14 protein-coding genes are annotated in these 16,462 nt (G+C 52.7%); 3 read left to right on the forward strand and 11 right to left on the reverse strand.

Annotated features, from left to right (window positions below; translation table 11 throughout):
• From Q1K24_RS05845 to Q1K24_RS05885, 9 genes are all read right to left on the reverse strand, one after another.
• On the reverse strand, nt 1–1,025 hold a 1,025-nt coding region (locus tag Q1K24_RS05845; RefSeq protein ID WP_300367376.1), incomplete at its 3' end, for a hypothetical protein.
• A 69-nt stretch (nt 1,026–1,094) separates the two neighbouring features.
• Entirely contained in the window at nt 1,095–1,709 is a 615-nt protein-coding gene (locus Q1K24_RS05850) for a response regulator transcription factor (RefSeq protein ID WP_300367379.1), read from the reverse strand.
• On the reverse strand, nt 1,709–3,043 hold the full coding sequence (locus tag Q1K24_RS05855) for an HlyD family type I secretion periplasmic adaptor subunit (protein ID WP_300367381.1): 1,335 nt from the start codon (nt 3,041–3,043) through the stop codon (nt 1,709–1,711). The genes Q1K24_RS05850 and Q1K24_RS05855 overlap by 1 nt, the downstream gene beginning before the upstream one ends.
• Nucleotides 3,030–5,186, reverse strand: coding sequence for a type I secretion system permease/ATPase (locus tag Q1K24_RS05860; RefSeq protein ID WP_300367384.1), 2,157 nt, complete (start codon nt 5,184–5,186; stop codon nt 3,030–3,032). Before Q1K24_RS05860 ends, Q1K24_RS05855 begins: the two co-directional genes overlap by 14 nt.
• A gap of 24 nt (nt 5,187–5,210) precedes the next feature.
• On the reverse strand, nt 5,211–6,632 hold the full coding sequence (locus Q1K24_RS05865) for a TolC family outer membrane protein (protein ID WP_300367387.1): 1,422 nt from the start codon (nt 6,630–6,632) through the stop codon (nt 5,211–5,213).
• 219 nt (nt 6,633–6,851) lie between these two features.
• Nucleotides 6,852–9,926, reverse strand: a complete 3,075-nt coding sequence (locus Q1K24_RS05870) for an efflux RND transporter permease subunit (protein ID WP_300367390.1) — start codon at nt 9,924–9,926, stop codon at nt 6,852–6,854.
• Nucleotides 9,919–11,106, reverse strand: coding sequence for an efflux RND transporter periplasmic adaptor subunit (locus Q1K24_RS05875; protein WP_300367393.1), 1,188 nt, complete (start codon nt 11,104–11,106; stop codon nt 9,919–9,921). Before Q1K24_RS05875 ends, Q1K24_RS05870 begins: the two co-directional genes overlap by 8 nt.
• Nucleotides 11,107–11,164: 58 nt before the next feature.
• Entirely contained in the window at nt 11,165–12,451 is a 1,287-nt protein-coding gene (locus Q1K24_RS05880) for a TolC family protein (RefSeq protein ID WP_300367396.1), read from the reverse strand.
• On the reverse strand, nt 12,448–13,071 hold the full coding sequence (locus Q1K24_RS05885; protein WP_300367399.1) for a TetR/AcrR family transcriptional regulator: 624 nt from the start codon (nt 13,069–13,071) through the stop codon (nt 12,448–12,450). Before Q1K24_RS05885 ends, Q1K24_RS05880 begins: the two co-directional genes overlap by 4 nt.
• 124 nt (nt 13,072–13,195) lie before the next feature.
• On the opposite strand from Q1K24_RS05885, the gene Q1K24_RS05890 reads away from it, so the two are divergent.
• From Q1K24_RS05890 to Q1K24_RS05900, 3 genes are all read left to right on the forward strand, one after another.
• Nucleotides 13,196–13,753: a Spy/CpxP family protein refolding chaperone gene (locus tag Q1K24_RS05890; protein ID WP_300367402.1), complete on the forward strand. Its 558-nt coding sequence runs from the start codon at nt 13,196–13,198 to the stop codon at nt 13,751–13,753.
• Nucleotides 13,754–13,826: 73 nt separating this feature from the next.
• Complete coding sequence (locus tag Q1K24_RS05895) at nt 13,827–14,333, forward strand: hypothetical protein (RefSeq protein WP_300367405.1); 507 nt, start codon at nt 13,827–13,829, stop codon at nt 14,331–14,333.
• Nucleotides 14,320–15,030, forward strand: coding sequence for a sulfite exporter TauE/SafE family protein (locus Q1K24_RS05900; RefSeq protein WP_300367408.1), 711 nt, complete (start codon nt 14,320–14,322; stop codon nt 15,028–15,030). The genes Q1K24_RS05895 and Q1K24_RS05900 overlap by 14 nt, the downstream gene beginning before the upstream one ends.
• A 125-nt stretch (nt 15,031–15,155) precedes the next feature.
• On the opposite strand, the gene Q1K24_RS05905 is transcribed toward Q1K24_RS05900, so the two are convergent.
• Both Q1K24_RS05905 and Q1K24_RS05910 read right to left on the reverse strand, forming a co-directional pair.
• Complete coding sequence (locus Q1K24_RS05905) at nt 15,156–16,193, reverse strand: cytochrome-c peroxidase (protein ID WP_300367410.1); 1,038 nt, start codon at nt 16,191–16,193, stop codon at nt 15,156–15,158.
• A gap of 77 nt (nt 16,194–16,270) precedes the next feature.
• Nucleotides 16,271–16,462, reverse strand: a 192-nt coding sequence (locus tag Q1K24_RS05910; protein WP_366903656.1) for a rubredoxin-like domain-containing protein, incomplete at its 5' end; no start/stop codon positions are given.

Raw genomic sequence — 16,462 nt, forward strand, 5'->3', positions numbered from 1 at the left:
CCCGCTTCGTCATTGGCAAGCACATCGATGACAACAGCCGTATCCTCATCCGTTTGAGCTGTATCATCTTCAATAGAGGCTATTGTATCTTTTGCAATTGTACCACTCGAAGATGCCGTGTTTCCGGCTTCATCGGTACTGGTAAGAGTCACCGTCAGCACCCCGTCGGCCAACGTACTCACATCGATCCCATCCGCAGTGAATACCCCGGTCGCGGCATTGTAATGTATCGCATCGGCCGGAACCGTAATGGAGTGGCTGCCGTCACTGATCGTAACCGCATCAATCACACTTCCGGGTTCGACACGTCCGTTGACATTGACATGGGTCACTTCGGCAGCGTTGACAATGCCATCGCCATTGGGATCGACGAGAGTGACCGTGTTGAATGTTTCGGTATCGTCCGGCGGCTGGATCGGCAAAGGGGGAATCGTTGGTGGAACTCCCGGCGTAATGGGCGAAACAGATGTGAACGGTGCCTCAAAACCCGTTGTACCGTTTGCACTTCTTGCTTCAAAAGGATCGAACGTCTGGTTGAGTGTATAGTCATGCGAATCGACACCGCGAAGTTGTGAATTGACATCGGCCATCGCACCGCTCTCCGTGGCGAATGCATCACCGCTCTGATGGGAACGTGGAAACACTTCCTCTTCTCCCACCGCCGTTTCGTCGACGTCGATATCGCCATACTCTTTCAGCAGAGCGTCCAACGGGTCTGCTATTTTGCCATCTGTCTCTTCCAGTGCGGCCATCACCTCGGCTTCGCGCAAAGATGTATCCGTGTGCGCAACGTTCTCCGAAACCGTCTCGTCGAAGACGATCTCCGCTTTTCCGCTCGCCACGAGGTTCTCTTCTGACTGGAGCAGATCGATTACGATTTCATTCGACCGATTATGGGAGGGATCGTAAATATGTTCCCGATCGTAAATCGGATCCCCCTCTTTCAGCTCTCTGACAACTCCATCTTTCGATTTGGCGAAAAACGTTCCTTCCACTGATTTGACATATCCGACGATATTTGCCATTTTTCATTCCTTCTGCAAAACGCAATATTTCTGATTGTCTCTATATTATTAAAATATGTAGCGGGGAATCTATTGGACGAAAGTACGATGTGATGTATTGATTTTCATGGCGAGTTCGAGTCGGTTCGATACGTGAAGTTTGCCGTAGATACTTCCAAGATGGGCTTTGACGGTTCGTTCGGAAATTCCGAGTGTTTCTGCCATCTCCCTGTTGCTCATCCCTTCCAGGATCAGAGTGACGATCTCCTTTTCCCGGGGTGTCAATGAATCGGGCAGTTCAGCTTCGCCTGCACGTTCGCCGCTCTCTTTGCCCAAAGCCTCGACCATGGCATAAACAAACTCCGGATAGACCCAGATGTTTCCGCTTTTGACCGTTTCGACACACGATTGCAGATGCACCGCCTGCATGTAGGCATTGCCGTATCCTTTGACTCCCGAAGCGAGCAGAGCTTTCGCTCTCTCCACTGTCGGAGCACCTTCGAGTACGATAAGCGACACACTATCTCCGTCTCTCTTTTTAAGGAATCGAAGCACCTCTTTCGCAACGGTCGAAAAATCTGCAATGACGATTTTGGGCTCTACGGATGGTACGATCGATTCCACAGTTACCGGTGCATACTGCTTCAATCCCTTTTCCCATCGGACGATAAGCCCGATATCTTCACTCAGAAGTTCCAGAACCATCAATGCTCCGTAAAGATATAGTCTTTGCTGTTCAGCATCGGCTTGAGAAGATAGTCGAGTATTGTCCTCTTGCCGGTAATAATATCGGCATTTACAACCATTCCGGGAATGATCTTGAGCTCTTTGCCATTCGAAACGAGAAAATTTTTGTCGGTTTCGATGCGGACGATGTAGAAGGTTCTCTCTTTCTTGTCGGTCACGGTGTCGGGGCTGATGCCGACTACTTTGCCGCTCAGACCGCCGTAAATCGCGTAGTCGTAGGCCGTAAATTTCACGAGGGCTTTCTGTCCGGGGTAGATAAACGCGATATCTTTGGGGCTTACCTTCACTTCGGCGATAAGATTTTTGTCGATCGGAACGATTTCGACCAGATCCATACCGGGTTTGACGACTCCGCCGATCGTATTGACATAGAGATTCTTGACGAGACCGTCAACCGGCGATCGCACCAGTGTTCTCGCCACCGAATCCCGGAACGCTTTGATCTTCTCGGTCAGACGCTCCATCTCGCCCAGCGCTTCGTTCATCTCTTTTTCCGACTTGCTTCGGAACTCCAGTTTCGTCGCTTTGATGCGGCTCTCGATTTCCGAAATTGCCGACTTGATACGCGGTATCGAACTTTTGACACTGTCGATCTCGGTGTAGATGGCATTCGCTTCACGCTGCAGTTTCAGAAAGTCGACCCGTGATTTGACGCCCTCCTCGACCATCGGTCTGCTCATCTTGACCTCTTCTTCGATCAATGCATAGCTGTGTTCGAGGTTTTTGAGTTTCGCTTTCGCCTCTGCGAGCTGCTCCCGCTTCTGGCGAATCTGCTTGCGAAGCGTATCGATCTGAGCGTTCAGCCGACCCATATTGGCTTCGTAGAGACTTCTTTCCCGAGCCACCAGATCCGGATGCTCTTTGATCATAACAGGGTCGAATGCAAGGGGTTTGTGCTTGGCCTCCGCCCTGAGACGGCTGACACGGGCAGCCAGTTCGTTGTACTTGCTCAGGTAGCCCGCCAGTTCGGATTTCGACTTGAGGTTTTTGATTCGTAGGAGCACATCGCCTTTTTTGACGGCATCCCCCTCCCTGACTCTGATCTCTTCGATAATGCCGCCTTCGAGATTCTGCAACACTTTGTTTTCTCCGGAGGGTACGATTTTCCCCTCCGATCGGACGATCTCATCCACCTTCGCGATCGAAGCCCACAGCAGAAAGGCCGACACGGTCAAAAGCCAGAAGTAGAGAACCAGCCGGCTTCGACGGGGTGTCGAGTGCAAAACGGCGGAGCTGAGGCTTTCGAGATATTCGAGTTCGCGCTCGGAAAGCTCGCTTCTACGCCTGGCCACGTACCTCTCCTTTGAGCTTTTTCAAAACGTCGTCTCTCGGGCCGTCCAGATAGACCTTCCCGTCATGCATCACAATCACACGGTCCACCGCTTCAAGCAGTGAAAGTTTCTGGGTCGAAAGCAGGACGGTTCGCCCTTCAAACAGTGACCGGAACATCGCGAGGATTTTCGATTCGCTGACCTGATCCATCGCATTGGTCGGTTCGTCCATCATGACGATCGGCGTATCACGCAGCAGTGCCCGTGCAATCGCTACACTCTGCCGCTGCCCGCCTGAAAGGCCGATGCCCTGTTCACCGATCGGCATCTCGTACCCTTTGGGGTGCTTCTGGACAAATTCGTGCACACCGACCGCCTTGGCCGTCTCGATCATCCGCTCATCCTCGATGTATGCGTTGGCATATTTGAGATTCTCTTTCATCGTCCCCCTGAAGAGTTTGACATGCTGGTCGACATAGGCAACATTGGCACGCAGATCGGCCGGATCGATCTGTTTGATATCGATGTCGTCGATCAGTACAGCTCCGGAATCGGGTTCATACAGATGCATCGCCAACTTCAGAATCGTACTTTTGCCCGACCCGATACGGCCGATCAACCCCACTTTTTCCCCCGGTTCGATCGTGAAAGAGACATTCCGGATAGCCGGCCGCTCCTCGTCCGGGTAGGTGAACGTAACATCATCGAACGCGATTTTTCCGTGAAAACTGGGTTTCTGGACGAACTCTTTCGCTTCCGGACGTTCGACAGGCTGCGTAACGATATCCTCCATCATCCGGTAGACCGTCCTGACATCTTCATAGTTGGCGATCAGCGAAGCCGCCTGCCCCATCGGTGCGACGGTGCGGGAAACGAGAATCACGATGGCGATCAGATCACCCATCGTCATCACGCCGTCGCGGATCAGATAGACACCGACCACGACGACGAGCACGGTGTTGAACTGGACCAGAAAGGAGGTGATCGCCGGCAAAGAGGCCGAAAGGAGCCGTGCGGCCAGACTCTTGTCGGCGATTTCACCCGTTGCTTCTTCCCATTTCCACTGGACCCTGCCGGCCGCCCCGAGTGTCTTGATCGTTTCGAGATTGTGCAGCGCCTCGATCAGAATTCCGTTCTTTTGTGCCGCCGCCTGGTGGGTCTGTTCGATTCTCCGATAGAGCGGCTTTCTGATCGCCAGAGCATAGCCGAGAATCGCCACGATCGTCACGATCGGAACCCAGACGATGGGACCGCCAAGATACCAGATCACTACGAGAAAGAGAATGGCGAACGGGATGTCGATCAGCGTCGTCAATGTGGCGGAAGTGAGAAAAGAGCGGATTGCATCGAAATCTTTCAGATTGCTCGCGAACGATCCGACCGATTTCGGAAGAGCTTTCATCTGCATATCGAGCACTTTTTCAAAGATGACGGAAGACATGATGATATCCGATTTCTTGGCAGCGATCTCCAGAAAATAGGTGCGTGTGAATTTCAGAAAAAGATCGATAATGTAGATGACGATGACACCGCCGGCGAAATACCAGAGTGTTTCGACAGCCTGGTTGGGAATGACGCGGTTGTAGACTGTCCGGGTAAAGAGCGGCGTCGCCAGGACAAAAACATTGACAAGAATCGACGCCATGATGACATCTTTGTAGATACCGTAGGAGTGTTTGATGCTGTCCCAGAACCAGTGTTTGACATCCAGATTGAGCCGTTTATGCTCACGATCACCGTAGTCGTAGATGCGCTTCAGCAGAAAACCGTAGCCTGTGTACTCCTCCTTCAGTTGATCGACATCGACCCATTCGTGTGTCTCACCGGCATCCGGAAGAATGATTTTTGCCTGTTTGCGGTCGGGTGAAAAACTCTCCAGTATGCACGCTTCCCTGTTTTTGAGCAGCAGGATCATCGGCAGAAAGAGTGGTGAGATCTGATCGAGATCTTTTTTGACAAGAGTCGATTTGAGTCCCGCACGGTGGGCGGCACGTGACATCAGACCGCGGGCTTTGTCGATACTGAAAAGAACCGGCCGGCCATCCTCCTCTTCAAGCGGAAGGCCGTGAATCAGGGATTCGGCGGTATAGGGTTTATGGTAGAGTCGGGTAAATAGAACGAGGGATTTGAGCAGCGGATCGTATGCAACACTCTCCTCTTTCATAGATCCCACCCATCGTATCGGCTTTTACTTGTCTTGGTTCCGTTTGACGCTTTTTTCAAGTGACTCCAAAAATTGATCATTCTTTTTCAACATATCGGCCGGCAGGGTGTCCTGTTTACTCTTGTCTTCAGGGCCGAGTCCGACACGGGCATAATAGCTTTTCGACTGGCCGACGATCACCGGCACCATCGTTCCCATCGCATCGAGTATCCGGTATTTTGCGAATAGATAGTTGTACCGGGTCATTACGATCTGTGATTTGGCATTGATCAGGTCATTTTGTGCCGAAAGCAGGTCGAGAAGCGATCGCCGTCCCATTTCGTACTCTTTCGCATAGAGCCGGAGGGTATTGACGGCGTGCACCTTGTACTCCTGGAGATGTTGCAGTTTCGTTTTGAGATGCCTGTACGCCACCCATGAGAGATCGAAACTCTCTTCGGTCTTGCGCATCAGATCCTGTTTGAGCATCACCTCCTGATGCACCTTGCTGACACCTTTTTGAATGGCAGCCTGATCGGCAAAACCGTTGAAGAGATTGTATGTCACCGCGGCTGTCACACGATACCGGTCATCGTGACCATCACGCTCCCCGCCCATGTTGTAGTTCCAGGAACTTCGTGCACGAATATCGACACTTGGATAGTAGCGGCTCTTTTTCTCTTTGTAATCTTCCTGCGCCACTTTGATATTGTAGCGCTGCACCAGAATCGAAGGGTTGTTGGAAAAAGCAAACGCTCTTCCCTTTTCATAGCTTTCGGGAAGCGGAAGTGCCAGATCCGGTATTTCAAGTGCCGCGGGATCGACCTTTTGACCATAGAAATATTTGAACTGGAATACAGCATCGCGCAGATTGTTTTGCTGCACGACATGATTGGAACGTGCAAGCGCCAGCGATGCCGCTGCTTTTTCCATCTCCGACTTTGTCGTCAATCCACCCTGATAGAGTTTGTCGACCTTGTTGTAGATCTCCTCGTTGATTCGGATGTTTTCCTCGGCGATCTTGAGCAATTCCCTGTTTTTGACCACTTCCAGATAGTAGTTGACCAGGCGGAATCCCGTATCGTTCACGACTTCGATGTAATTATAGGCCGATGCCATAAGACGTGCTTCCTGCGTACTGATCTGATGGGTCGTACTCCATCCATTGAAAATGTTCTGAGTCAGCAGAAGTGTGTTTTCATAGATTCGGTAGTCGCTCCAATCACGGTCGGTATAGAGGTTTTTCCCCCATTCGCGCCCGATTCCCCCAAGATAGTCGAGTTTGGGCAACCATCCGCTTTTTGCGATCGTCACATCTTCACGGGTGGCATTGTAATGCTTGACCCGTTCCTGAATCAGCGGATTGGTCTGCATTGTTTCCAGCATCGCCTCCTGTAAATTCAGGGCAAAGAGGGGCTGCATGACCACCAGAACAGCGAACGCTCCGACTTTCGATAATACTTTCATATTTGGCACTCCGGGATTTCTGTCACTTTCCTGTCATTCAAAGAAAACATTATATCACATCTTCATAATTCAAAATTTGTCAAACGATAATTGTTTTTTATAACAAACTCTTCTTTTCACTCCCTTTCCCATTTTCAAAGGACATGGGTCGAAACCTCAACCCTTCCTTGCAAAAACCGTTCCATTTTTTTACAGAATGGAGTGCTCTTCTGAAACCCGTCAACCATCCTTGGTATGGTTGGGATCACTCATATAGGCGAACATCGGTACGTACACGAGAGTAAGCAGCGTACCGATCAACAGGCCTCCGACAGCCACGTCGGCCAGGGGGCTGAGTCGTTCCAGACCCACCGCCTGCTCGAGAGCGATGGGAATCATCCCGGCGATCGTGCCAAAGGCGGTCATCATGACCGGTCGGAAACGCACCCGTACACTTTCCAGTGCAGCTTCAAAGGGCGGCCTCCCCACCGCTTCGTACTCTTTGTAGAAATCGATAAGCAGAACAGCGTTTTTGATGATGATACCGAACAGCAGCAGCACACCGACCATGCCCGGCATACAGCTCGGTTTGTCGAAAAGCAGCATGCCCCACGATGCCCCGATCATCGAAAGCGGCAGTACGACAATCATGATCAGCGCCAGCCTGACCGACTCGTAGATCGCGATCAGCGTCATCAGCAGAACAACGATCCCCAGACCGATCGCCTTGATCATCCGTTTGAAACTGTCATCGAGCTGAATGATGTCTCCCTCCTGGGAGACGACGAATCCGGTCGTATCGACATGCTGCAGTGCCTTTTCGGCATCCTCCGTAATATGCGTTACAGGCCGTCTTGCACGATAGCCGTTGACATCGATACTGTATAGCATCTTGTCGCGTTCGATCTTGGCAGGTGTGAGATGGTACCGAATATCGGCGACCTGCTGCAGAGGAATCTCTCCGGATTTGGTCGCAAGGGGCATCAGACGCAGAGTCTGAACGTTTCCGGAAAATCGTCCCGTCAGGTAGAGGCGCACGAACTGGGTATTCATCGAGGTAAATCCCGCACCCAGTGAAACGACCTCCCCCCTGATCGGCAGCTGCCGGGCGATCTGCAGAGGAGTCAGCCCGTAGCTGAGCGCCTTGTTGGTATCAATATCGACGGAAATTTCCGCGAAATCGTTCTCCCAGCTCTGGGAGAGAGATGTCAGGCCCCGGATATCCCGAAACGTTTTGAGAATCTCTTCCGCCTTGCCGGGCAATCCTTCCCAATCGGCGTTTTTGATACGCACATCCAGCGGCGCCTTGATGGAAGAGAGCGCCGTCGCTCCGAAATCGTATACATCGTTGCGCTTGAGTCCTTCAATACCCGAAAGTTTCTGCCGAATGATATGTTCGAGTTCCCAGATGCTTGCGTCACGCTCGAAACGATTGACGGCATTGATCGTGATCGTCGCTTCTGCGGGCAGGTTGCCGCTGCCCATGCTCAGCACGCCGGGCTCCGTACCGAAGGCCACGGAACTCATCTTCACCCAGGGCTGATCATGCAGCCACTCAAGAAAAGGGACCAGCCGCTTTTCGGCACGTTCGACCGTATCGTTGGCACTGAAAGCGATCTGCGCCTTGATGATGCCCGTATCCATCGGTGGCATGACATCCCGACCGATGAGGGGCATGATGTTTTTGAGACTCAGGACCAGAATCACCAGAACGCCCACGATCAGAAGAAGGCGGCGAAGCACCCGCCAGCGGCCATTGGAGAACTTCAGAATCCCGAGATAGGGGTTGACGAGACGGCCGACACTCTTCTGGTAGAGCCATTCGAACCACTTTTCCACCCGGGTCTTTCCGGTACCCCTCTCATAGAGTTTCGCCGAAAGTTTGGGTATGAACGTGACGGAGAGGAAATAGCTCACCAGCAGCGCGATGATCAGGGTCTCGACAAGCGGTCGGAAAATGTGCTGCGGATAGTCTCCGACGAACATAAGGGGAAACATGATGACAATCGTGGCCACCGTCCCGGCGAAAACCGGTTTGATCACCTCCCGGGTCCCATTCCGGATCGCCGTCTGCAGATCCTCTCGCTCCTCGTCGAGATGCCGCTCGATATTCTCCAGCACCACGACAGCATCGTCGACCAGCATGCCCAATGCGAGAATGATGGCCGTATAAATGACGATGTTGAGCTCCCCGCCCATCAGCCAGATCACGGCCATCGTTGAGAAGAAAACCATTGGGATCGATAGACCCGCCGCGATGATGGCCCTGACATTCCCCAGGAAAAACATGATGACCAGCAGGGTGAATATCACGGCGTCCCTTAGGGCCTCGAGCATGTTGGTATTGGCCGTTTCGATCAGATCTCTCTGGGTGTCTGCGATGGAGAAGTCGATGTTCGGATACCGTTTCTCGAGCTTCTCTATCTCGGCACGGGCCGCCTTGGAGACAGAGAGAACCGACCCACCCGGAGAACGCTGAATCGCCAGAGCGACAGCCGGTCTGCCGTTCCCCATGTAGCCGCTCATCCGTTTGCGATAGCTCCAGGATATATCGGCGATGTCACCCAGCCGGACATTTGGCAGAACGGGAAGCTCTTTCAGCTTGTCGACTGCCTCTTTTTCACCATAATATGTCAGTGTGAAAAAGCCGTTTTCTCCTTTGATGAACCCCAGTGGCATATCTTTGTCGATAGCTCCGATCGTCTTTGCGAGCCGTTCGAAATCGATACCGTATTTTTTGGCCTTGAAAGGATCGACCTCGATATTGATCGCGCTTTCGTATCCTCCGAATACTTCGACGTTGCCAATGGCGGGATTGCCCAGCAGAAAGGGTTTGATGAAACTGTCGGCGATTTTCCGGATGTCGGAGAGAGTGAGAGACCCGTCTCGGGATGAGAGGGCGACCACATCCACCGGCATCGTGAAATCCCCCACCGTATAGATGGAGGGATGGGTGTTTGGAGGAAGTTTTCCTTTCGCGATGGAGAGGGCGTTCGCCACATCCACCGCTGCCGCATCGAGGCCCTTTTCATATTCGAATTCGGCTTTGACGATCGAGAAATTGGCCGCATTGACGGAGCTGACATTCCTGACGAGACCGAGTCTTGAGATCTCCTCTTCGATCGGTTTGGATACCGTGCCCGCCGCCACCTGGGCCGTAGCACCCGGCACCTGTGTAATGACGACGACCTGCGGCCGGTTGGCATCGGGGAAGAGATTTTTGGGCAGTGTCAGGAGCGCCACGATACCCATGAAAAAAAAGGCCCCAATGATGCTGTAGAGCAGGTAGGGACGTCTGTAGAAGAAATCAAACATTTCCCGGCTCCGCCGTGTTGGGTACTGCGCGTCGGGAGTCGGGGGTCGGGCTTGTCGCTTCGCGATTTCCGCTTTTCGTTCCCCGTTCGCCAATTACCACCACTTCCACTCCGCTGAGAAGCTTCAGAAGAATGTCGGGTTTGGCGACAATGACAGGTCTGCCGGCCAACTCTTCGGCGATGACGGCCACTCCCTGTTCACCGACGGCTTCGATACGGACCGGCAAGGCTTTGGCACGGCCATTTTCCACCACCAGAACCATCTTTTCTCCGTTTTTGTCGAGAATGGCGTCGATCGGCAGTTTGAGCCCTTTTTTGTCATAGACGATGATATCGGCATCCACCCGTTCTCCTGTGACGAGGCCACTGTTCAGGGTTTCCGTTCGATATTCCAGAAGTCCGTTGAATGTCCGCCCCAGCGGATGGAGCTTCACTTTTTTTCCGTCATAAAGAAGAGAGGCCGTATGCACATTTTCCGGAAGCCGGACCAGCAGATAGTTGCCAGCCCGGGCACTGATGCTTACCAGCGGTTTGCCCGGCATCGCCATGTCCCCCGGGTTGACGAAGGTTTTGCCGATCACGCCGCTGACGGGCGCTTTGATGAGGGCGTAATCTCTCCTCTGTTCCACTTCCCGAAGGGTGGCTGCAAGCGACCCGATTCTGCTCTTCGCGGCACCGATTTTCGCTTTCGCCTCGGCAATACGGCTCGCTTCCGTTTCGAACTCCTCCTGCGAAGCACCACGTACCGCCAGCAGTTTTTTCGTTCGGAGATGTTTCGCTTCAAGTGCAACGAGAGCCGTTTCGGCGGCCTTCCATTCCATTTTGGCCGAGGCGATCTGCTCCCGCAGCGATACGCTTTTCGCATCGAGATCCCGCTGGTCGAGACGAACGACCGGTTCGCCGCGTTTCACACGGGCACCCGCCCTGTGCATCATCTCCACACGTGCAGATAGTTTCGAGGCCAATACGACGTCGTTGTCATTCTGCACCAGCGCCATATAGGGCAGCGTCAGCGTTACACGGTCCAGGTTCGGTGTTATCGTCCTGACTACCACCGCGTACTCCTTCGCCGGCGGTATCGCCGCTTCATGCGCCATTTTCTGCTTCACCGTCCGCACCGCGAACACCGCCAGAAGTGCCGCAACACCCAGTACGACAACGGTTTTCCATACTTTTTTCATCTTCTCTCTCCCATCTCGTCGATTCTCTTTTTCCATTCCCGGTTACCCTTACGAATCATCATTCGACTATATCCGACAGATCGTTGCCGTAAATGACGGCAAGCTGTGCCACGCTTTCCCACCGTTTCGCCGCCGCCTCGTAGACTCTGCTCTGGGCATCGAGAAGCGCCTCTTCATACCGCAGATACTCCTCTTCGGTCATCCGGCCGGCATCAAAGGCCACTTTCGCGTAGGCCAGAAGACGCGTCCGGTTGCCGACACTCTTTCGCGCCAGATCCTCGGAGCGGCCGTAGAGTGTCAGCGACCGCTTCAGCGCTTTCGATTCGGCATCCAATTCCTGTTTCGTTTTGGCCAGACGAAGTCTCTCCCGGGCCAGCTCCACTTTTGCCTGTTCGATGGCAGTGTATCGGCCTTTCTCGTAAAGCGGCATCGAAACGGCAACCATGTAGTTGCCATAGCCCCGATGGACATCGTCACCGGCATCACTCTGGGTGCCGACGGCTCCCTGCCCGTAATTCTCGCTCCAGTAGGCGCTCGCCGTCACCTTCGGATAGAGGGCGTCGCCGGAAGCCTGCAGCGCATGCTCGCTCGCTTCGATGGCGTATTCCACCGGCTTCGCGGCAAAAAATTCGGCCCCGGTGACCTCTCTTTTCTGCGCGAGCGATGCAGGACGTTCCAGCGTCATACCCGTCAACGCTTCGATCCGGCTCTTGAGCTGCGTTTTCTCAATCTCGATGGCGTTGATTCCCATTTCCAGCCTGTTGACCGACTCCTCGAGTTTGTCGAGCATGACGCCGGGTGCCCGGCCGCTCTCTACGGAAACCCGCATATCTTCGGCCATCTTTTCGATGGAGCGCTTTCTGGCATGCATCGCCTTTTCCAGAGATTCCAGATAGCGCCATCGGGCGTTGCTTCCCAGAAGCACCGCTTCGTTTTTCAGAAAATTGAGCCGTTTTCTCGCCTTCGCACTTTTCGCCCGGGCATTCGCTTTGTCGACAAGACTGAAAAGCTCTTTGACGAAGATCGGCATCGTTACCTTTGCACCGATTCTTTCGATCGTCGTAGCGAAGGGCAGAGGTTTCCCCTCCTTTCCGAGACGGACATTCTCCACCGGCGAAACGGGACGGAGGTTCGTCGGTGCGTTGTAGTGCTCGAAACTGGCAAAAAGCGAGGCGGCAGGATAGAAGCTGTCTGTCACCTTCTGCGCCGAAAGTTCCGTATACTCCGCCTGCATCGCGTCGAGCCGTGTCTGCGGCTGCTTCCTGAGTGCCTCGAAAAGCTCACCGATGGTCGCAGCCTGCAGTGACAGGATGGTACACAGTGACAATCCGATCCATCTTTTCATCGTTTTTCCTCCCGTCTGACAGCCCGGATGATATTGCGGGCCAGGATTTTGGAAAGATTCTCCATGTCGGGTTCCGGAACCACTTTGAAGTCGCCATTGACATGGGTGGTCACCCTTTTTCGAAGTCCTTTCGTCGTCTGGTGCATAATGAGAGTGGAAACAATCATCATCTGGATCACCATCGGATTCTCCACCTCGAACTCTCCCGACCCGATCCCATCATTCAGAATCGCCGTCAGGATCCCGAGTGTTCGGGCCAGCTCCCGGGTGGCGGAATCGGGCATGTTGGTGCCGTTGTCGGCAAACTCGTGGGAGAGAATGGCTGCGAAACAGCCGTTTCTTTGCAGAAAACTTCCGAATGTTTCGATATAGTTACGCAGCCGCTCTTCCGGAGTGTCGATGGCTTCCACAGCCGTCGCAATCGTGTCAGCCAAACGTTTGAGCCGGCCCAGCAGAACCGATTCGTAAAGGGCCGATTTGTCCCTGAAATGGTAATAGATGGCCGGTTTTGTCACCCCCACCTCGACAGCGACCTCTTCCAGCGATGCCCCTCCATAGCCATGCACTGAAAAATGTTTCGCAGCGATATCGAGAATCTGCTCTTTCTTACTTTTTCGCAAAACCATCTCCTTACTTATCGTTAAGTAAGTATAGAGGATCGATGCTTAATCCATTCACAATTCGTACACATACTTGTGTTAAGATAGCTCCTCGAACTTAAAACAGAACCGAAAAGGAGAACATATGTTCAAAAAATTGTTGATTGTTGTCACCGCAGCCGCTATGGCGCTGACCGCCGCACAGGCACAACCCGGCAACCCGCAGATGCAGGGCCAGAAGCATCAGAAACAGATGCACGGCAAGAAAAAACAGGGTATGCACTCGGTCTTTCTGATTCAGCGCGGCCTGCCCCACTACTCGATGATACTGATGAAAATGTGGGACAATCCGAAACTGGCACTCACACCCGAGCAGAAAACGAAACTCGAAGCGATCCGCAACAATACGATGAAGCAGGTCCAGGAGATCGCGCCACAGGTCAAAGCGTTGAAGAAAAAGATTGTCCAGGCGTCCAAAAACGGTGCCAAACCCGGAACGATCGCCACCGATGTCGACAGACTGGCAAACCTGAAAGCCAAAGCGACGAAAGTGCAGCTGCAGTGCATCTACGAGTCACGTCAGGTTCTGACACCTGAGCAGATTGCCTTCATCGACAAACATATGAAGCAGAAACACAAAAAACATCAACAGAAAAGAGAGCAGAGACGACACGGCAAACACGGCCAATCCACAAACATGTAATCTCTTCGGACACATCCCTGCCTTCCGGCGGGGATTAACCCCTGCTTAACACTCGTACGCTACACTACCTTTCATGAAAAAAGCTCTTGTCGTCATCGGTTTTATTCTTTTTATTGTCGTCATGTTCCTTACTCTTGCCGAAAAACCGCATCCGAAAATCGTAATGCTTGACAATGTGAAGCGAAAACCCGTCGATATCCTCCCCGGGGCCTACCAGTGCAGTGAGTGCAAAATGCCCATCGAGACGAAAAAGTATGCCGGTGAAATCATTGCATTGGATGGCAAAACATGGTTTTTCGACGATGTCGGATGCCTGGGCAGATGGCTTGCCGATCAGAACTTCAAAGATACGGCTGTCGTCTGGGTCTACACGATCGACACGAAAGAGTGGATCGACGGCCGCCAAGCGTGGTATTCGGTTTTCGAGAACACTCCGATGGGCTACGGTTTCGGGGCCTACGAGTGCAAAAAAGAGGGAATGATCGATTTCGACACGATGGTACACCGCATGGTCAGCGGAGAAAATCTGACTAACCGGGAGTATGCGAAAAGATTGAAAGATGGGCATGGAAGCGATTAACTTCTGGTCCATCGTTACCATCGCCTTTCTGGGAAGCTTCGGCCACTGTATCGGCATGTGCGGGGGTATCGTACTCGCCTACACCGGTACCAAAGTGGATCCCACATGGCACGCCATCCACCAGTCGGCGGCCCACCTGCTCTACTCCCTGGGACGCGTCACGACCTATACGGTCATGGGAGCGCTTTTCGGATATCTGGGCAGTGTCGCCACTTTCAGCGGCTATACGGTGGCGGCCCTCTTTATCTTTGCCGGTATCGTCATGATCCTCACGGGCCTCTCCATCATGGGTAAAGTGAAGTTCCTCACCGCCATCGAACACTCCATCATGAAAACCGGGTGGTATCAGAAAAGCTTCCGCGCCCTCATGGGCAACCAGACTCTTTTCAGTTTCTACCTGCTTGGAATGATCAACGGGCTCCTGCCCTGCGGATTCGTCTACTTCTTCGCCGTCACTGCCGCCAGCACCATGAGTCCCTTCTGGGGTGCAGTGGTGATGCTGGTCTTCGGCATGAGCACCATTCCTGCCCTCTTTTCGCTCGGTTTCTTCACGGGACTCATGCAGAAAGGAAAACTGCGACAGATAATGGTCACACTAGCCTCTATTGCCGTCATTATTTACGGTTTGGTGATGATCTACGACGCCACCAAATTCATCCGGCATCCGGAGAGAAGTTTGCTGCACTGTTGCGATTGAGTAGTGAGTAGTGAGTAGTAAGTAGTGAGTAGTCAAGCTGGCACCTGCCAGCTTATAAAAAAATTGAAAAGCGGCCAAGTCGCATCCGCTGTTCTCAATTCCAAAGCCCCTCTGGGGGCTTTGGCTTATTTGAGGTTCGGGTTCGGAGTCTTGTCGGTACTTGCAGGAAGCATCGGGTAGCGGACATACGGCTTCTTGCCTGTCAATGCACCGAAGAATGCTTTGATCTTCTTCGCTTCACGGTCGGAGATCTTCACACCGAGCTGCGTTTCACCCATGATCTTGATCGCCTCTTCGATATTCCAGACTGCACCGTTATGGAAATAGGGGCGTGTTTCAAGAATGTTTCGAAGTGTCGGTGTTTTGACCATACCGTTCTTGTCCCCTTTGAAATCGCCGACATTGGCATATTTGTATTTACCGACAGCGGGGAACGGCTGCATGCTGCCACCCAGTCCCACACCGGTATGGCATGCTGTACACCCTTTGTCGATGAAGATTTTCAAACCCTCTTTCTCCTCTTTGCTGAGCGCCTTGTCACATCCGTTGAGATACTCGTCATAGCGTGAAGGTGTGACGAGTGTGCGTTCGAAAATCGCGATGACATCCGCCACATCTTTGAAGCCCGGCTTGAACTTCGGATCGTTGTAGGCATGTTTGAACGCTTTGACATAGTCGGGAATCGAATTGACGACACTGACAACATGCTCTTTGGTTGCCGCCATTTCGGGCGCTGCCTGAATCGGTCCCTGCGCCTGGTCTTCCAGATCGGGGCTTCGGCCATCCCAGAACTGTTTTTCCATAAATACTGCGTTGTAAACAGTCGGAGAATTCAGATGGTGAGGATTGGCCGTCCATTTGTGGCCCGTGGCCGCATCGACCCCGTCGACACCGCCGGTGGCCAGGTTGTGGCAGGTGTTACAGCTGATCAGCCCGCTCTTGCTCAATCGCGGATCGAAATAGAGTTTTTTTCCGAGTTCGATCTTTTCATCGGTAATCGGGTTTTTTGCATTGTCGATAAGCTTATACAGCTCCGTTTTACTCTCCGGAATCGGCTTGAGCCCAGCCTTTTTCGCCTTCTCGACCAACGCATCCGACGCGACGGCACTGATACCCATCGCTGCCACGACACACATTGCAACATGTATCTTTTTCATAGACATCTCCTCCAAATTTTTATCGATATTATACACTTAAAGATAATATTTTTCCTTAAAGAAATTATGCTGTCACTTTTTTATCAGCATAAGTGTTCCCGTTTGAAATACTCCTGCGGTGCTTTGCAGAGCGGACAGGCTTTGGGCGCTTTTTTGCCCCGATGAACATGGCCGCACACTTCGCAGACCCAGTACTCCTCTTCGCCGCTCTCGAAAAAGCCCTCCTCTTCGAGGCATTTTTTAAGTTCGTTGTACTCACGCTCATGCTCTACCTC

The organism is Hydrogenimonas sp. (assembly GCF_029932565.1).
Classification (GTDB): domain Bacteria; phylum Campylobacterota; class Campylobacteria; order Campylobacterales; family Hydrogenimonadaceae; genus Hydrogenimonas.